This window comes from Pseudomonas sp. MS19, from assembly GCF_013277615.1.
Classification (GTDB): Bacteria; Pseudomonadota; Gammaproteobacteria; order Pseudomonadales; family Pseudomonadaceae; genus Aquipseudomonas; species Aquipseudomonas marincola.
Genome location: NZ_VBTO01000013.1, coordinates 512794 through 530923 on the forward strand (window position 1 = coordinate 512794; position 18130 = coordinate 530923).

Consider the following 18130-nt stretch of genomic DNA (forward strand, 5'->3'; position numbering starts at 1 on the left):
TGCGGATTCCATCCTCCGTCGAATCAACCCCGGAGGATGGATAGCGGCGCGCAGCAACGCAATCCGTCAGGCGATCGTGCGGGCGCAGATGCCCCCGAGTAAGTCCGATACATTGTCATGACGGAAGCCGCGATGCGGATTCCATCCTCCGCCGAATCAAACCCGGAGGATGGATAGCGGCGCGCAGCAACGCAATCCGTCAGGCGATTGTGCGGGCGCAGATGCCCCCGAGTGAACCCGGTAAATTGTCATGACGGAAGCCGCGATGCGGATTCCATCCTCCGCCGAGTCAACCCTGGAGGATGGATAGCGGCGCGCAGCAACGCAATCCGTCGAGCGATTGTGCGGGCGCAGATGCCTGAGTGAATCCGGAAAGTCGTCATGACGGAAGCCGCGTTGCGGATTCCATCCTCCGTTGAAAACCTAACCCCGGAGGATGGATAGCGACGCGTAGCAACGCAATCCGTCAGGCGATTGTGTAGGCGCAGATGTCGCCGAATCAATCCAATCCCGGAGGATGGATAGCGTGCGCAGCAACGCAATCCGTCGGGCGATTGCACAGGAGCAGATACAACCGAATCAATCCGCGCATTCAACACATTCAGCCCAAACAAAAACAGGAGCCATTGGCTCCTGTTTTAACGTTGCTGACGATTTACTCGTCCATCTGCGACTGCAGGTAATTCTGCAAGCCCACTGCCTTGATCAGGCTCAGCTGAGTTTCCAGCCAGTCGATGTGCTCTTCTTCTGAGCAAAGAATATCTTCGAGCAATTCGCGGCTGGCGAAGTCACCAATGCTCTCGCAGTAGGCGATGGCATCTTTCAGGTCGCCATGGGCTTTGTGTTCGATCTTCAGGTCACACTCGAGCATTTCCTGAGTGTTTTCACCGATGAGAATCTTGCCCAGGTCTTGCAGGTTCGGCAGGCCTTCAAGAAACAGAATGCGCTTGATCAGCTTGTCTGCATGCTTCATCTCGTCGATGGATTCATGGTACTCGTGCTCACCAAGCTTCTTCAGACCCCAATCCTCGTACATGCGCGCATGCAGAAAGTACTGGTTGATCGCGACCAACTCGTTACCGAGGATCTTGTTCAGATGCTGGATGACTTTCTTGTCGCCTTTCATGTCCGGGCCTGCTGAGTGTCGAGGGAATTTGACTATCGATTTTGGCCCTGACTCTGCTAGCTGTCAAACCTAAGTATCTGAAAGTAAAGTGAAAATTAATCGCAATACGAATACTTTACTTCTGCATTAAAGCGCTAAGTATCTGAATTTCAGGCATAAAAAAACCGGACATGGCATCCGGTCTTTTTCACTGCATTCAATCAGGCGCTAATAAAATTTGCCGGAAAGGCCAAAGTGCTCTGGCTGCTGTGCATTTCACTCAGTGTTTCGCGAACGACTTTCTTGGCAAGGCATGCACATTTGCCGCACTGGCTGGCAACACCGGTGGCTTCACGGACATCACGGTAGCTGCAGCAGCCATCATAAATGGCTTCGCGGATCTTGCCGTCGGTGACACCTTCGCAGAGACAAACATACATAAGAAAGACTCGCTGCTAAGCAGTAGTAAGTGACAAAGATACTAATGCTAATGAGAATGCTTGTCAAAGACCGAATGCGAACGTTCTCATTTATAGAGCAAAACTCGATTAACGGTCGTGCGCTTATTACCTATTGCTTCGTCGCGGCTAGGGCATCGCACACCAAGTGGCACAAAAAGCGGTGGGCGAGGCCTAAAATCGAGGTGTATCATATTTCGTTCAAGTGACGCGGGCCGTGTCATTGTGCTGTCTTGCGATCATGCAAATTTAACGGCTCGCCGTTCACCTAATCATCCAAGGAGATATCGAATGAGCGTACTCGTAGGTAAGAAAGCCCCGGATTTCAATGTTGCAGCGGTACTGGGCAATGGCGAAATCGTTGAAGATTTCAGCCTGTCTACTGCGATCAAAGGCAAATATGGCCTGGTGTTTTTCTATCCTCTGGATTTCACCTTCGTATGCCCGTCCGAGCTGATCGCTCTGGATCACCGCATTCCTGAATTCAAAGCGCGCAACGTTGAAGTTGTTGGTGTGTCCATCGACTCCCACTTCACCCACAACGCATGGCGCAACACCCCAGTCGACAAGGGCGGCATCGGTCAGGTTTCTTACACCCTGGCAGCCGACATCAACCACGAAATCTGCAAGGCCTACGACGTTGAGTCCGAAGGCGGCGTAGCTTTCCGTGGCGCTTTCCTGATCGACCTGAACGGTGTTGTTCGCTCGCAGATTGTTAACGACCTGCCGCTGGGCCGTAACATGGACGAGCTGCTGCGTTTGGTTGACGCACTGCAGTTCACGGAAGAGCACGGCGAAGTTTGCCCGGCTAACTGGAAGAAAGGTGACAAGGGCATGACTGCATCGCCAGAAGGCGTTGCTGCGTATCTGTCTGAGAACGCTTCCAACCTGTAAGCGCTTCGACGCTGTGAGTACGCACGGGTAACAATCCGTTGCCTCTTGCTACCGCAATAAAAAACCGGCCATGTGCCGGTTTTTTATTGCGTGAATGTTTTGTTTGAACGGCAGGGTATTGGTCATGCCCACACGCAAAGCCAGTGCGATAATTTTTATAAAGCATTTGCGATGACAACACCCTTAAGGCTGGATCGGATGCCAATGTAAGCCCGTTGGTCGGTAATTCGCAGTGTTGTGCGCCCGGAAAATGCGTACAAATTAAGTTGTTGGACTAGCCTCAGGTTGCGACCGTTATGCCGATGTCATTTTGAACATGCGCTAAATCGCGGCCTGCATGGAGCAAACGTACTATGGATACCGACACAAGGAACCCCTGTGTAAGCCGTTTTATGTTGTTGCGCCAAGGCCCTAGTTGTCTAGTCGAATCAATTACTTTCATCGTGGTTTCAGCACTACCCGTTGCCGCGTTCGCCGCCGACGAATGTGGCGCTGACGGTGCAGGTCAAAGCACAATCAGTTGCAGTGCGGGTCCGTATGCGTCGGGTATCAAGTACCAGGTCGCGGATGGCCTGACACTTATTCTGGATGATGCTGGCATCATCGTGGGTGAGGGCGGTGTTTCCCTCGAGTCTGATGCCACCTCAACCGGTAATCTCAGCATTGAGGCGCGCAATTTTGCACCGTTTGTCACCACCGTAGATGGCACAGGCCTCGTTGCCATCAAACGCGGAACGGGTGATGTGTCGGTCACGGTCACGGGGGGCAGTGTCGCGATCACAGGCCCGACGCAATCACAGGCTCATGCCGTGTTTGCCCGAAATTTGGGCGAGGGCGGTGCATCGGTAGAAGTTGCTGGCGGCACATTAACCACGGAAGGCAACAGTTCATTCGGCGCCTATGCACGGGCAGAAAGTGTCAATGCAGGTTTAGCCTCAGCGCTGATGAGCGGTGGCTCAATTGAGACCACAGGAAGCACCGCCTCGAGTGGTGTTGTCGCGGAGTCAGCGCGCACTGGAGGCGGTGCGGTCGCAACCATGACCGGTGGCTCAATTTTGCTACGAGGAGATAATGCCAATGGCCTCGAAGCAATCGTAAGCAACGGACAAAGTACCGCGGATGCGATTACTACGTTTTCGGGCGGAAAAATTGAAGTGCAGGGCAATTCAAACGGCGTGTCTGCACGAAACTCTGGTACGGGCTCAGCAACTATTCATATCACTGGGGGGCAGATATTTGCAGACCAAGGCAGTGCCGTCAGGATGGCAATGATCAATAGCAATACTGTGGGCACTGGCAATATTGTTATTGATGACGGTGAATTGGTCGGGGTAAGAACTGGGGTAAATGCGGTGAAGTCAGGGCCGGGTGACATGATTGTCACTTTAAATGGAGGCTCAATACGGACTACAACCACCGGTGGCGGAACCGGCATCACTCTTCGCTCTGACAACCAAGCAGGCGGGCACGACGGTAATTTAGTCATCAATATCAATGGTGGCACCCTGGATACGGTCGGTACTTCGTCCACCGGAGTGTTAGCGTTGACTGGCAGCAGAGGCTCAACGTTCATCAATATGAGGGGCGGGGCCGTCACGACTGAGGGGCGTGCCGCGTTCGGGCTTTCGGCCCAGCATGGGTAGGCGGATACTGCCACCGGCTCCGCCAATATATTGATGAGCGGCGGGAGCGTCCTGACTAAGGAGCGAGGCGCGACTGCCATTTATATCAATCACGCTGGTACTGGCACTGTGGGTTCGGCCACTGCAACGATAACCGATGGCTCTGTTAGCACGTCGGGCTTGAGTGCCGATGGTCTGTCCACCATTATTGCTGCTGCTACCAACGGCAGCACAGCCGAGTCGCGTATTGAAGGTGGCACTGTGCAAACTACCGGGCAACGGTCGGCGGGCGCTCGGGCAGTCAACCGAGGCGCGGGAGCGGCAATATCCGGACTGTATGGCGGTACGCTGACCACCGCGGACAGCACCGCCCACGGCGTAATAGCAACAACGGAGGGCGCGGGTGCCGCAACCGCCAATCTCGCTGGCGGTACTGCAACCACTCAAGGAAGCTCCGCGTATGGCGTGGCCGCAGAAGTCAGTAATGCAGCCTCCAGCGCTGCCGCAACTGTAAATGCAACCGGTGGCACCTTAAATACCTCGGGGGCGCTCGCACATGGTTTGTTTGCTACCAACGCGGGCTCTGGAAATGCGGTTGTCAGTAACCAAACCACAATCACTACCAGCGGAGGCAACGCTGATGCACTGCGGGCTGAGGTGACGGGTACTGGGCGCTATTCGGTGTCCGCAACCGGAGGCCTGGCAACGGGTGGCAGTGCAGGTGGTGCCGGTATTCGTGGCGTCGCGGCGGCGGGCGGTAATATCGATATTGCTCAAGCAGCTGTCATAGATGGTTCAGCAGGTGCAGCCGGTATTGTCGCTGAAGGCGGCGCGGCCACCATCACCACATCGGGCACTATTCGTAATGGTATTACCACGGCTGCCGGGGCTGATGTTCTCAACTGGAATGCGGGCGCTATCGACTCGACCATAAACATGGGTGATGGCTCAGACACCGCATTAATAGCTGCAGCGGCCGACATGTCGGGCCTTCTGGTGGCCAACGGTGGCGATGATCTCAGTATTGCCGATGGCGCTGAAGATGAGCTGCAATTTCTTGCTGGCACGCGCGTAGTCGACGGTAGCTTGCTGACCAACTGGGAACGGGTCCGGCTGGTGAATGGCAGCAATTTGGCGCTTTCAGGCACGCTGGCAACCGGTACTGGCGCAGGCCTTGGTGCGGACGGTTTGGGCTTGTGGATCGAGGATGGTTCGACGCTGCGCTTGGCATCCACACTGGCCACTGTGATGGGCGATGTTACCAATTTAGGCACCATCGACCTGCAGAACAGTTCAGCCAACAATGTGTTGACCGTGACCAACAATTATCGCGCCGGATCAGATTTGTTGATTGATACCGTGCTCGGCAATGACAACTCGGCCACCGATAAGTTGGTGGTCAATGGCAGCACTGCCGGCAATACCACGCTAACTGTCAACAACCTCGGCGGCAGAGGCGCGCTAACCACCAACGGTATTCAAGTGGTGCAGGTTGATGGCGCATCGAACGGCGGTTTTCTGTTGAAAGGAGACTTCGTTACCCCGGACAATCAACAGGCCGTTGTGGGCGGCGCTTATGCATATACCCTGCATAAAAATAGCCCGGCCGATCCGGCAGACGGTGACTGGTATTTGACTTCGCAGCGGCGTCCAGCGACGCCGATAACGCCCACGTTGCCGCCTGCGCCCGTTGACCCAAACAATCCAACAGCTCCAGGCTCGCCGACCAACCCCGTTACCCCGCCGGCACCGTCGGAGCCTGCTCCCATTGAGAACCTCGGGCCGCGTTACAGCCCTGGCGTGCCCTTGTATGAACAATACGCCCAGGCGCTTTTGGGGTTGGCAACATTGCCCACCATGCAGCAGCGAATTGGTAACCGTTATTGGCCGGTGGCGATTAATCAAAGTGAACTGGCTGTTAATACTGAAGGCCTTGAGGCAGAAGAGCCGAGCATTGAAGACGGTGCCAGTTGGATTCGCGTAGAAGGCAGTCATCGGCGCGATCACTACAACGTGTCCACCGCTAAAGCCAACACCGAAAGCCATAACTGGATGGCGCAAGCGGGCATCGATGCACTGCTGAAAGAGCGTGATGATGGCAGCAAGTTATTCGGCGGTCTGACCGCTCACTACGGCGGTTCGCGTACTGACGTCGATGCTTTGGATGGCGATGGCAATATTAATATTCGCGGCTATGGCGCCGGGTTAACGCTGACCTGGTTAAAGGAGAACGGCTTTTATGTCGACGGGCAGGCGGCCGTTACCTGGTTCGATTCTGACCTGGACTCGGATACCGCCGAGCGAACATTAACCAGTGATAACGATGGCAAAGGTTACGCGGTGTCGATTGAGAGCGGTAAGAAATACGTGGTCGACAACGAGACAACCTTAACCCCGCAGGCGCAATTGATTTACTCGCAGGTCGACTTCGACAGCTTTGACGACACCTTCGGCGCTGACGTGTCGATGGATGATGCTGACAGCTTGGAAGCCCGCGTGGGCATCTCGGTCGACCGTAATGCCGCCTGGAAGGACGATGCCGATAAACTCCGTCGCAGCCATGTGTACGGCATTACCAACTTGTACTACGAGTTCTTAGACGGCACCCAAGTCGATGTTGCTGATGTCAAATTCAACAACCGGGCAGCGCGCATGCGGGCGGATGTAGGCGTGGGCGGCAGCTACAACTGGAACGATGACAAGTTGTCGTTGTATGGCGAGGTCTCGGTAGACACCAGCTTGAATAACTTCGGCGACAGCACCGGCGTTAATGGCACGGTGGGTTTACGCGTGAAGTTCTAAGGTATGGACATAAAAAACCGGCGCAAAGCCGGTTTTTTATGTACGCGTAAGGGCCTCAGACTAGTCGTCGAAGTCCATCCAACCGCCCATTTCTTTCCAGCGATTGACGATACCGCAAAACAGCTCGGCAGTTTTTTCGGTGTCGTAGCGCGCTGAGTGCGCCTCGCGTCCGTCAAACTCGATTGCTGCTGCCTGACAAGCTTTGGCTAATACGGTTTGGCCATACGCCAGGCCGGCCAGTGTGGCAGTGTCGAAGCTTGAGAACGGATGGAACGGGTTGCGTTTGATACCGGTACGCGCGACGGCCGCGTTGAGAAAGCCCAAGTCGAAGCTGCTGTTGTGTCCCACCAGAATGGCGCGTTTGCAGCCGTTGGCTTTCAGCGACTTGCGCAGGCCACGGAAGATCTCGGTGAGCGCGTGCTCTTCAGTCACTGCCATGCGCAGCGGATGATCAAGCTTGATGCCGGTGAACTCCAGCGCCGCCTGTTCGATATTGGCGCCTTCGAACGGTTCAATCCGGAAAAAGTGGGTGTGATCCGGATAGAGAAAGCCTTGTTCGTCCATTGCAACGGTGGTCGCCGCAATCTCCAGCAAGGCGTCGGTGGCGCTATTGAAGCCACCGGTCTCAACATCCACCACTACCGGCAGATAACCACGAAAGCGTGCCGCCATCGGGTGACGCGGGCCGCTTGGGCCGGTGTCTTCCTGTTCGTCGTCGTACTGATCTTCACTCACTCGGTTGCCTCCAGCAGGCGCCAGTTAAGGGTTTCGCCCGCTCGCAGGGGAATTACGCTGTTGTCGCCCAGCGGCAAGGTGGCAGGGGCTTGCCAAGGCTCGCGAACCAGGGTGATGGTGTCGGTGTTACGCGGTAAACCGTAGAAGTCCGGGCCATTCTGGCTGGCGAATGCTTCAAGTTTGTGTAGGGCGTTGCGCTGCTCGAATGCCTCGGCATACAACTCGATTGCAGCATAGGCGGTGTAGCAGCCTGCGCAACCACAAGAGGTTTCCTTGGCTTGCTGGGTGTGCGGCGCAGAATCCGTGCCGAGGAAGAATTTGGTGCTGTCGCTCGTGGCCGCGTCCAGCAGGGCTTCCTGGTGCACGTTGCGCTTGAGAATCGGCAGGCAATAGAAGTGCGGACGAATCCCGCCAACCAGCATGTGGTTGCGGTTATACAGCAGGTGGTGAGCGGTGATGGTCGCGCCAACGTTGGCCGGAGCAGCTTTGACGAACTCGACTGCATCGCGCGTGGTGATGTGCTCGAACACCACTTTAAGTGTCGGGAAGCGCTCGACCACGCGGCTCAGGTGTTCATCAATAAAGACTTTTTCGCGGTCGAAGACATCGATCTCGCCACGCGTCACTTCACCGTGAACCAGAAGCGGCAGGCCAACCTCGGCCATGGCTTCAAGCGTCGGGAAAATCTTGTCGACGCTGGTCACGCCTGAGTCCGAGTTAGTCGTGGCACCAGCCGGATACAGCTTGGCCGCATGGATAAAACCACTGGCCTTGGCCGCGCGCACATCGGCAGGGCTGGTCAGGTCGGTGAGGTACAGCACCATCAGGGGCTCGAAGCGGCTATCGGCCGGACGTGCAGCCAGAATGCGCTGACGGTAGGCGTCGGCTTGCTCGGTGTTGCGCACCGGCGGCACCAGGTTTGGCATGATGATGGCGCGGGCAAACGTACGCGCGGCATCAGCCACCGTGTGGTTCAACACAGCGCCATCGCGCAGGTGAATATGCCAGTCGTCAGGACGCAGCAGAGTAAGGCGGTCAGTCATGGAGGTATCCAGGCGGGTATAACATGGCACGAATGCTACCGGAAAAGCCTATGCAGGGCACGCAGGGCGGGCGACTAAAGCCGATATGGATCAGTATTTAGTACATTTCAGAGCCATCTGAGCGTCTTTGTTCATGGCTTTACCGGCTAACGAGGCCAAAGTTGCCAGCGTTTGCGGTTTAAAGTTTTGCGTTGCAGGGCCGACAGTACAGGCAACTTTGTCTGTCATTGTGGAACTTAACGTGCCCCGGTCGCGACTTGCTCTCTGCTGTTTATTACTCAACCTGCCACTCGTCGCGAGTGCCTGGGGCGTGAGTTTTCAAACGCGCCTGGAAAAGGCCGAGTGGACAGTCAGTGGTGATCAGTTCGAGTGTCGCCTGAGCCAGCCGGTGACTGGTTTTGGCAGTGGCGAGTTTGTGCGCCGGGCGGGTGAGCGCGCGGTGTTTCGTTTGCATTCGGCGCAAAATAGCCTGAGCGCTGGTTCGGCCACCCTGATTGCCGCCGCCGCGCCCTGGCAGCCCGGTCGTGGCGATATTAATCTGGGCGTGGTGCGTGCGACTGGCGGCGCTACGCCATTCAATGCATCGTTCAATCAGAGTGGGCGACTGCTGGCAGGTTTGCTCGAAGGGCGAAGCCCGCTGGTGCGCTACAGCGCGCGCGGTGGTGAGTCGCTTGAAGTGCGTTTGCTGCCGGTGCGATTCAGCCAGGCCTACGATAAATATCTGGACTGCGCGGCCAAGTTGCTGCCGGAAAACTTTGATCAGCTCAAGCAGAGCCGCATCGGTTTTCCCGGCGGTGGCGTGGATCTGGATCCGGCAGGCCAGGCCAGGCTGGATGCACTGCTGGCCTACCTCAAGGCCGATCCGAGCATCAATCATCTGCTGATTGAGGGCCATGCCGACAACAGTGGTTCGCGCCTGACCAATCGCGATCTCTCAAGACGCCGCGCAGAGGCGGTGGTCAACTATCTCAAGGCGCATGGCGTAGCAGACGATCAACTGACCATGCGCTTTCACGGTGAACGTTATCCGCTGGTGCCGAACACCAACAATGCCAATCGGGCGAAAAACCGCCGGGTGGCGATCCAGCTTGAGCGCCTGCCGCAAACCCCGGATAAACCTGCTGAAAGTAGCGAAACCAAAGCATTGGCCACCGCTTCCTGAGCTGTGACGGATGGTCGCTCCGATGAAAGGTATTGTCGCTTGTTGATCAGAAGCTGTCGCGCCACTGTAAATTCACGCTAAGGGTCAGTAGAATAGGCGGTTTTCCGTACAACCCCGTGGAGTTGATGGCATGGCCGATGTAAACAAGGTGGTTCTGGCTTATTCTGGTGGCCTGGACACTTCAGTAATTCTCAAGTGGCTGCAAGATACGTATAACTGCGAAGTGGTGACTTTCACTGCAGATCTTGGCCAGGGAGAAGAAGTCGAGCCTGCCCGTGCTAAAGCCCAGGCCATGGGCGTCAAAGAGATTTATATCGACGATCTGCGCGAAGAATTTGTGCGCGATTTCGTGTTCCCAATGTTCCGTGCTAACACCGTTTACGAAGGCGAATACCTGCTGGGTACTTCGATCGCGCGTCCGCTGATAGCCAAGCGTCTGATCGAAATTGCCAACGAGACGGGTGCTGATGCAATCTCCCACGGCGCAACCGGTAAAGGCAACGATCAGGTTCGTTTTGAGCTGGGCGCTTATGCACTCAAGCCGGGCGTTAAAGTGATTGCACCCTGGCGCGAGTGGGACTTGATGTCCCGCGAAAAACTGATGGATTACGCTGAAAAGCATGCCATCCCAATCGAGCGTCACGGCAAGAAAAAATCCCCGTACTCGATGGACGCCAACCTGCTGCACATCTCCTATGAAGGCGGCGTGCTGGAAGATACCTGGACCGAGCACGAAGAAGACATGTGGCGTTGGACCGTCTCCCCGGAGAACGCCCCTGACACCCCGCAGTATCTGGAACTGACTTACCGCAAAGGCGATATCGTCGCCATCGACGGTAAAGAAATGACCCCGGCAACTGTGCTGGCTGAACTGAACCGCATTGGTGGTGAGCACGGTATCGGCCGTCTCGACATCGTTGAGAACCGTTTCGTCGGCATGAAGTCGCGTGGCTGCTACGAGACCCCGGGCGGCACCATCATGCTCAAGGGCCACCGCGCCATTGAGTCGATCACCCTGGACCGTGAAGTCGCTCACCTCAAAGACGAGTTGATGCCTAAGTACGCCAGCCTGATCTACAACGGTTTCTGGTGGAGCCCAGAGCGCACCATGCTGCAGCAGATGATTGATGCTTCGCAGGCTAACGTTAATGGCGTGGTCCGCATGAAGCTGTACAAAGGCAATGTGGTGATTGTTGGCCGTAAGTCTGACGAGTCGCTGTTTGATGCCAACATCGCGACCTTCGAAGAAGATGGCGGTGCATACAACCAGCAGGACGCAGCAGGTTTCATCAAGCTCAATGCACTGCGCATGCGCATTGCCGCGAACAAGGGCCGCAAGCTGATCTGATTTATTAGTCGCTTGTCCCTTTGGCCCCGCACGGCTCTGATCGTGCGGGGTTTTTTATTGCCTTCAATCCGCTATTGTCGCCAATCGCATACCAGTGTGTGCGCACCAATAATCGGCTCGACTGGCCAAGGTAAAGGTTGCCAGCCACACTCAAAGCTCGGACAGGTTTGCTGCGAGCGCCAAAGCTCCGGTATTTCTATGCACTCAGAAAAGGAAGCGAAAATGCGTAAGGTATTACTGTTAGCAAGTTTAAGTCTGGTTTGCTTAAGCGCCCAGGCGGGCGTGATTGACCCGGATTGCACGGCAGAGAAAGCCGCAAAAAGCGCTGCCATGAAGGCAAGCGTTGGAGTGGGCGGGCGCTGTGACGCGAAAGAGGCCGCAGCAGACTCCATGGGTCTGGATGACAAGAAAGACGCGGTAGATGATGCCAAGGACAATATCGGCGACGCCAAAGACGACGCAGGTCGTAAAGCGCTGAAAAAAGCCATCAACTAAACCGCTGCATATCGCCCGGCAGTGTCTCTCCCAAAGCTGCCGGGCGATGACTGCTGCAGATTGAACTGTAGCTGTTAATCGGCAGGTTGAGTGTGAGCTCAACGTGGCAAGGCTCGGCTAATCGCGCAGATCCACTACTGTGCAAGTTTCTAACTGCGTGCAGTCATTTGCAGCTGAGATACACATCCCAAAGCACCTATGACTGAGCCGGATTACTATGGCAATTTTTCGTATGCTGTTGAGCAACAACTTGCGCGCTTTTCACCGGTTTCGGGCGTGATAGCTGCTTGCAAATTATCAGTTCAATCGTAAGCGTCTGATTAGAATAATATTTTTATTGCGCGGCATATTTCTTGTTACTGAAGTGGGCAACGTCAGCCAATTTTAAGGGCGACGTTCACTCTTTAATTAGTTCAAGGAATGTACTAATGCCTACTCCCGCGTATCTCTCCATCGAAGGCACCAAGCAAGGTTTGATTACTGCTGGCACCTTCACTCAGGACTCTGTTGGCAACATCTATCAAGAAGGCCACGAAGACCAGGTTCTGGTTGAGGCCTTTGAGCATCAGGTGATTATCCCGCGTGACCCGCAATCCGGTCAGCCGACGGGCCAACGGGTGCACAAGCCGTTGATGATTACCAAGGTGTTCGATAAGTCTTCACCGTTGCTGTTCAGTGCACTCACCTCGGGCGAGAAACTCAACAAGTGCCGCCTTGAGTGGTACCGCACCTCGGCAGCCGGCACTCAGGAACACTACTTCACCATTGAACTGGAAGACGCCATCTTGGTGGATATCCAGTCACGCATGCCAAATTGTCAGGACCCGGGCCTGCCGCATTTCACCCACCTTGAAGATGTTTATTTCACCTACCGCAAAATCATCTGGACCCACGAAGTCTCTGGCACTTCGGGGTCGGACGATTGGCGCACGCCTGTCGCCGCCTAGGCGCTAAGTAATTAAGCGCTTTCGGAAAAGTCTTACGCCTCATCTGGCCCGCGTTCAGCAATGAACGCACTAGGCTGGATGGGGCTTTTCCGATGTGGATTACCGCGTATCAGATAAGGAACATGGAATGTTCGCGCCAGCTAATCAGGCCTCGTTCACCTTGGCCATCGAAGGGCTAGATCACGACTTCAAAGTCCTGGGGTTCACCGGCCGCGAAGCGCTTAATCAACCGTATTCTTTCGATATTGAGCTGGTCAGTGAGCAGCCCAGTCTTGAGCTTGAGAGCCTGCTGCACAAGTCTGCGTTCCTGCAGATGTCACCCGGCGGCAGTGGTATTCACGGCCTGTTGTACCGTGTGGCGCAGGGCGATGCGGGTAAACGGTTAACCCGTTATGAAATCACCCTGCGCCCACACCTGGCCTATCTCGAACACAGTGTTAACCAGCGCATTTTCCAACACTTAACGGTTGAGCAAATTATCGTGCAGGTGCTCGAGGCGCACGGCATCTTGAGTACGGCCTACCAGTTTCAGCTTGGTGGAACATATCCGCCGCGTGAATACTGCGTGCAGTACGATGAAACAGATCTGCATTTCATCCAGCGTTTGTGTGAAGAAGAGGGCATTCACTACCACTTTCAGCATAGCGCGCAGGGCCACATTCTGGCCTTTGGCGACGATCAAGTCGGTTTCCCAACGCTAGCGCCCATCGCCTATCAGCAAGAGGCTGGCATGGTTGCAGACAACCCGGTGATCAAGCGTTTCAGCTTGCGTCAGGAAACTCGCTCCTCTCGCGTAACCCGCCGCGATTATGACTTTGAAAAGCCCCGCCTCACGCTTGAAGGTGCCGCGCAATCCCAAGTATTACCCGACCTTGAGGATTACGATTATCCCGGTCGCTTTACTAAGCAGGCGCGCGGCAACCTGCTGGCCAGTCGTGCCCTTGAGCGCCACCGCAGTGACTATGCATTAGCTCATGGGCGCAGTGATCAGCCGAGTTTGCTCAGTGGCCATTTCATCACATTGAGCAATCATCCCAACGCACAATGGAATGATTTGTGGCTGATCAATGAGGTGCGCCACGAAGGCAAGCAGCCGCAAGTACTCGAAGAGTCGGTCACCAGCGACACGGGCGATAGCCCAGATGATTTTGACCACGGCTATCGCAATACCTTCACGGCTACGCCGTGGGCGGTGATTCATCGGCCGCCGCTAATTCATCAAAAGCCGCGCATTCTCGGCAGCCAAAGTGCCGTGGTTACCGGCCCCGAAGGGGAAGAGGTTCACTGCGACGAATACGGCCGGGTCAAAGTGGTTTTTCATTGGGATCGCGCCGGCATCGTTACTGATAAAAGCAGTTGCTGGCTGCGCGTTTCATCCAGCTGGTCGGGAGCTAAATACGGCGGCATTGTCATTCCGCGAATCGGCATGGAGGTGTTGGTTAGTTTCCTGGAGGGAGATCCGGATCAGCCACTGATAAGCGGTTGCCTGTACCACAAGGAAAACAGCGTGCCTTATCCGCTGCCCGCCAACAAAACCGTGAGCACTTTCAAAACGCTTAGCTCGCCGGGTGGCGCTGGCTTTAACGAGTTGCGCATCGAAGACAAAACCGGCCAAGAGCAGATTTTCATACATGCCGAGCGCAACTGGGATCAAGCGATTGAGCACGACCAGAAAATCACCGTGCACAACGAGCGCCACGACACCGTCACCGCCAACAGTTACAGCGCATTCAAAGCCGAAGAACACCGCACCACCCATGCGGACCGCAAGGTTGAGGTGCGCGCCAATGACCACCTGACTGTCGCCAATAACCAACACGTAAAAATCGACAACTCGCAGTTCGTCGATGCCGGCCAAGAGATCCACTTGTCCAGCGGCCAGAAAATAGTGCTTGAGGCCGGCAGCGAGCTAACGCTCAAAGTTGGCGGCAGCTTCATCAAGATAGACCCCAGCGGCCTCACGCTGGTCAGTCCCGATGTGTATCTCAACAGCGGCGGTAGTCCTGGTATGGGCTCCGGCGCTGCACCGCTATTACCGGGGCTGGTTTTACCGGCGGATACCGATGTGCCTGGCGAAGTATTAATTGCAGCACAGAAAGAAACAATGCTGGAAAAGCAATCGATTTGCGCAGCCTGCGAAGCGGCTGAGCAGGAGGCAACCCATGGCGCGAGTTGAAATGCCCAGCCTGAGCAGCGACCTGCCGTGGCAACTATCGGCGTACCTGTTGATTGATGGGGTGAGCGTTGAGCAGCTGTTGCAGCGCATCTATCAATGGTACGAGAACCCTGACTTTGAATTGCTCTACCGTACAACCGCGCTGGAGCCACTGGCGGATATCTCACCGTGCCTTATTAGTTTGTCTGGCCCTGATGATCCGGGGCTTCGTCAATTTCTGAGCAATGCTCAGCAAGAATGGGGCTATCTGATTTTTTCAGACGCCTCGCAAGTCGAGCTAATGGCGCATTTGCGGGCGCTGTTGCACGTTAAAGTCAACGGCCAACCTGCGTACCTGCGCGTCGCTGACCCCGCCACCATTGACGCCTTGCTGACGCTCGAAAGTAGCAGCCATCTTCTAGGCCCTATCGTCACCGTGGTCACGCCTGATCGCATCAGCAACCAGTGGCGTATTCACACCCAATCGCAACGCCATATAACCCTCAAAATACCAACGCCATACACGCTTACTGATGAGCAAATTAACGCCTTAGGAGCAGTCAGTTTTCGCCAGAATGTGATCGAACTTAATAGTTATCTGCTGCAAAGCTTTCCCGGCTATGCCGAACATCTAGAGCTGGATCAACGCTGGCAGCATATCCATACCCTTGCCACCCAGGCATACGCTCAAGGGTTCTGCAGTGCGCTCGACATCACCCAGTACGCCAGAATCCATGCGTTGCTGGGTGAAAATGCGCTGCAGGAACATCACGATATTGCCGCGCTGGTGCTTGAACCCTCCAGTAGAACCCCTTCCCAGCGTATTGAGTTTGCCGCTCAGATCGCCCAGTTGCGGGCCCAGAAATTATTGCCCATCCCGGAACAACTTTCCCAAGGAGTTGTTCGATGAGCAGCCCAAGCCTCGCTGATAAAAGTACCCGTGACGTCAAAAGTCCCATCAGCTTATGCCCCGCACGGCAGCCCGATGTTTTTATCGTGCCCGCACGTTACGCTTTGTCTGAGAAACCAGCGCAACACAGTTGCTTTAGTCCGGCCACCAAGACCGCAAGCCACCCAATGGCATTGCGTCGTTTGCGGGTCGGTTACTTGTACCTTTGGCATGCTCAAGGCCCGTTAAAGCGCTATGCCGTTGCCGCCGATGGCCGCTTGCAACTGCAAAGTCTGGACGCGCCACACAGCGAGCTGGCAAGCGGCAGTGATGCAGGCATTAGCCTTAAGAAAAATCAGGACGCTTGGCTGCTCTTCACCGAAAGGCCCATCGGCGCCGAGCAGTATCATCAGCTGGAAGATCCGCAGCAGCGCTCAACGCACATGCGCAAAATTGCCTTGCCACGCGTCGCGCGCGAGCTTGAAACCGAACATTGCCCGCCACTTACCCAGGCCGAGAAACTGCTTGCAGAGCTGATGCCCGAAGTTCGCGAGCAAGCGATGGCGGAGGATCAGCAGAAGAATGGTGCCGCCCATAAAGCAGGGATTGATCAACTCAGCCAACAGATGATGGACAACCCATCGTACGAAACCATTAAACCTTATACCGACGCCATGCTCTGGCAAGCGCAGTTGGATGAAGCATCTACCCAATACCCCGACGCCAGCGAACACCCCATCGGTGAATGGAGTGCCGTGCCGTGGGATGTCGCCGGTACTGATGCGTGGCTGCAACAGGCCAAAAGCCAAGCGGCAGATTTATGGCCAGTGTTTGCAGCGGTCGATGATGATCTAGGCGTGCTGCGCGATTTGAACTTTGAACAAGTCAGCGTAAACCTCGCGGAAGAAGAATGGGACCATAACAACGCCCTCAAAGGCATGGTCGCAGGCTTCATCAACAGCTTGATTAACGAAGATGGCGCAGAGCTCAGCAATCAATTCAATTACATATACCGCGAGCGTGATCTAGAGCTGACACCTGAGCAGGGCGAAACCTTATTGCAGCAGCGGCACAAGCTTGAAGCCTTGATGGACGAGGAGACTCAAGTTAATCGCGATATGCGCCGCACGCTTGGCCACAGCGCTGCGGACGCGCGTCTTGCTGAGATAAAGCAAGAGCAAGAAATAGTGATGGCGCCGGTTCGAGCATTTATTCCAGCGGACCTGCAAAATCAGGTGCAGTTGGTAATCATGAACTACGTGACAACCAAAGCGACCAACATGACCGACGCCAGAAGCGGCGCGCAAGTCAGTGAGCGGGTTGATCTGGTCGGTATGCAGCAATGGATCAGCCAAACTGCTGAGCCGCACCAACAGTGGTTAGCCGATCGACGAGGCGTGCTACTCGCCGATACTGAAGCCTATCTCGACCGCCACGGGCCAACCCTGTGGTATGCCGACTTCGACAGCGAAGACCATTGCACGTGGCTCAGCGAGCTGTCGCTCAATACCTTAAGTGAATTGTGCAGTACTGGGCCCGGCACACAGCTGGCCATGAATTTATTGCGCGCCCCGTCAGTCAATCAGCCATTGAGCATGCTCAGCGCAGGTTTTAGCCCCTCACTCATGGATCTCGCTGACCGGGCGGTGAATGTTCAAGCGGCGCTGGAAAGTCCCACACAGGAGGCCGTTGGCAAATTACTCGGCAGCCTGGTTGCTGCCGGCAAAATGACTTGGCTGAGCGGCCTTGGTGGCCCCAACGGCACTGACTGGAGCCAAGCTGTATCGCGATTATCCGCAGCTTTCACTGCGTTACAAGCCGAACACCTCACAGGGGCAGGCTCTTCATCAAACCTGATTCAGCGCTTTCCACCGTCACTTCGCGGCATGTTGCTGATCCTGCGCTTAGGCTCAGACACTGTCTTTAAAGCGGGCTCACTGGGCCTTCACTTAAGCGGAAGTGCCGGCCAAAAAATATGGGACTGGAGCCAGTATGCCGGCAAACAATTGCAAAAGGGCTTAACGCCCGTAGCTAACCAAATTAAAAGCCTGAATAAGTTTGGAGGCTTGTTACCGCTGGCGGCTTTGTTGCTGCACGTGAGTAACGTGGCGTCGATAAATGAGCGAGATCAGGGGCGTGAAGATGATGACGTACGTTATTTTGAACACATGGCTGAGAACCTAAAAGTCGGCGCTGCATTGTCGGCGGTGATAGGCACTGCCTGGGAGGCTACGGGACAGGTTGAAATAAGTAAGTTTGGTATGAAATCACCAGTCATTACCTTATTTGGTGCAGTTGCAGGAGCGTTAGCCACCGCAGCTGCTTTTTTTGACTTACTAAAACTTTCAGCAGAAATGCAAAAAGAAGGCGCTTACTGGACAGATGATCACTGGGCACGCTTAAGCCACGACAGTGCGGTCATGTAGTGGTCTAATGAAACCGGACACCCATTTAGGCGAGAATACTCGTCAGAAC

Annotated in this window: 14 protein-coding genes; 10 read left to right on the plus strand and 4 right to left on the minus strand. The window is 55.3% G+C overall.

Annotation, left to right across the window (positions count from 1 at the left end; translation table 11 throughout):
• Positions 1-655: 655 nt before the first annotated feature.
• On the minus strand, positions 656-1126 hold the full coding sequence (gene bfr, locus FEZ62_RS15665) for a bacterioferritin (RefSeq protein ID WP_069899353.1): 471 nt from the start codon (positions 1124-1126) through the stop codon (positions 656-658).
• A 200-nt stretch (positions 1127-1326) separates the two neighbouring features.
• A complete protein-coding gene (locus FEZ62_RS15670) occupies positions 1327-1545 on the minus strand; it encodes a bacterioferritin-associated ferredoxin (RefSeq protein ID WP_172928751.1) in 219 nt (72 codons plus the stop codon).
• A gap of 309 nt (positions 1546-1854) precedes the next feature.
• On the opposite strand from FEZ62_RS15670, the gene FEZ62_RS15675 reads away from it, so the two are divergent.
• The 3 genes from FEZ62_RS15675 (at position 1855) to FEZ62_RS15685 (ending at position 6881) form a co-directional block, all read left to right on the plus strand.
• A complete protein-coding gene (locus FEZ62_RS15675; protein WP_069899350.1) occupies positions 1855-2457 on the plus strand; it encodes a peroxiredoxin C in 603 nt (200 codons plus the stop codon).
• Positions 2458-2810: 353 nt separating this feature from the next.
• Positions 2811-4100, plus strand: a complete 1290-nt coding sequence (locus tag FEZ62_RS15680; RefSeq protein ID WP_172928753.1) for a hypothetical protein — start codon at positions 2811-2813, stop codon at positions 4098-4100.
• 660 nt (positions 4101-4760) lie between these two features.
• A complete protein-coding gene (locus FEZ62_RS15685) occupies positions 4761-6881 on the plus strand; it encodes an autotransporter outer membrane beta-barrel domain-containing protein (RefSeq protein WP_172928755.1) in 2121 nt (706 codons plus the stop codon).
• Positions 6882-6941: 60 nt separating this feature from the next.
• Here FEZ62_RS15685 and rnt read toward each other — a convergent pair whose 3' ends face one another.
• Together rnt and pyrC are read right to left on the minus strand one after the other, a co-directional pair.
• Complete coding sequence (gene rnt, locus FEZ62_RS15690; RefSeq protein WP_069899348.1) at positions 6942-7616, minus strand: ribonuclease T; 675 nt, start codon at positions 7614-7616, stop codon at positions 6942-6944.
• Positions 7613-8659, minus strand: coding sequence for a dihydroorotase (pyrC, locus tag FEZ62_RS15695; RefSeq protein ID WP_090508748.1), 1047 nt, complete (start codon positions 8657-8659; stop codon positions 7613-7615). The genes rnt and pyrC overlap by 4 nt, the downstream gene beginning before the upstream one ends.
• 241 nt (positions 8660-8900) lie before the next feature.
• Here pyrC and FEZ62_RS15700 point away from each other — a divergent pair, with 241 nt between their 5' ends.
• From FEZ62_RS15700 to FEZ62_RS15730, 7 genes are all read left to right on the plus strand, one after another.
• Positions 8901-9821 (plus strand): OmpA family protein, encoded by a 921-nt coding sequence (locus FEZ62_RS15700; protein WP_172928757.1) that lies wholly within the window; start codon positions 8901-8903, stop codon positions 9819-9821.
• Between the two features lie 130 nt (positions 9822-9951).
• A complete protein-coding gene (locus tag FEZ62_RS15705; RefSeq protein WP_069899346.1) occupies positions 9952-11169 on the plus strand; it encodes an argininosuccinate synthase in 1218 nt (405 codons plus the stop codon).
• Positions 11170-11391: 222 nt separating this feature from the next.
• Positions 11392-11664 (plus strand): hypothetical protein, encoded by a 273-nt coding sequence (locus tag FEZ62_RS15710; protein ID WP_172928764.1) that lies wholly within the window; start codon positions 11392-11394, stop codon positions 11662-11664.
• 428 nt (positions 11665-12092) lie between these two features.
• A complete protein-coding gene (locus tag FEZ62_RS15715; protein ID WP_172928766.1) occupies positions 12093-12611 on the plus strand; it encodes an Hcp family type VI secretion system effector in 519 nt (172 codons plus the stop codon).
• A 127-nt stretch (positions 12612-12738) separates the two neighbouring features.
• Positions 12739-14787: a type VI secretion system tip protein TssI/VgrG gene (gene tssI, locus FEZ62_RS15720; RefSeq protein WP_172928768.1), complete on the plus strand. Its 2049-nt coding sequence runs from the start codon at positions 12739-12741 to the stop codon at positions 14785-14787.
• A 1-nt stretch (position 14788) separates the two neighbouring features.
• The gene (locus FEZ62_RS15725; RefSeq protein WP_242454976.1) at positions 14789-15676 is read left to right on the plus strand and encodes a DUF4123 domain-containing protein; all 888 of its coding nucleotides are present in this window, start codon (positions 14789-14791) and stop codon (positions 15674-15676) included.
• 515 nt (positions 15677-16191) lie between these two features.
• Entirely contained in the window at positions 16192-18081 is a 1890-nt protein-coding gene (locus FEZ62_RS15730; protein WP_172928772.1) for a hypothetical protein, read from the plus strand.
• Positions 18082-18130: the final 49 nt, after the last annotated feature.

Excerpts from the sequence above, each read along its gene's own strand:
- bfr (WP_069899353.1), bottom strand. The coding sequence starts at position 1,126 with ATGAAAGGCGACAAGAAAGTCATCCAGCATCTGAACAAGATCCTCGGT.
- FEZ62_RS15670 (WP_172928751.1), bottom strand. The coding sequence starts at position 1,545 with ATGTATGTTTGTCTCTGCGAAGGTGTCACCGACGGCAAGATCCGCGAA.
- FEZ62_RS15675 (WP_069899350.1), top strand. The coding sequence starts at position 1,855 with ATGAGCGTACTCGTAGGTAAGAAAGCCCCGGATTTCAATGTTGCAGCG.
- FEZ62_RS15680 (WP_172928753.1), top strand. The coding sequence starts at position 2,811 with ATGGATACCGACACAAGGAACCCCTGTGTAAGCCGTTTTATGTTGTTG.
- pyrC (WP_090508748.1), bottom strand. The coding sequence starts at position 8,659 with ATGACTGACCGCCTTACTCTGCTGCGTCCTGACGACTGGCATATTCAC.
- FEZ62_RS15705 (WP_069899346.1), top strand. The coding sequence starts at position 9,952 with ATGGCCGATGTAAACAAGGTGGTTCTGGCTTATTCTGGTGGCCTGGAC.
- FEZ62_RS15710 (WP_172928764.1), top strand. The coding sequence starts at position 11,392 with ATGCGTAAGGTATTACTGTTAGCAAGTTTAAGTCTGGTTTGCTTAAGC.
- FEZ62_RS15715 (WP_172928766.1), top strand. The coding sequence starts at position 12,093 with ATGCCTACTCCCGCGTATCTCTCCATCGAAGGCACCAAGCAAGGTTTG.
- tssI (WP_172928768.1), top strand. The coding sequence starts at position 12,739 with ATGTTCGCGCCAGCTAATCAGGCCTCGTTCACCTTGGCCATCGAAGGG.
- FEZ62_RS15725 (WP_242454976.1), top strand. The coding sequence starts at position 14,789 with ATGCCCAGCCTGAGCAGCGACCTGCCGTGGCAACTATCGGCGTACCTG.
- FEZ62_RS15730 (WP_172928772.1), top strand. The coding sequence starts at position 16,192 with ATGCCCGAAGTTCGCGAGCAAGCGATGGCGGAGGATCAGCAGAAGAAT.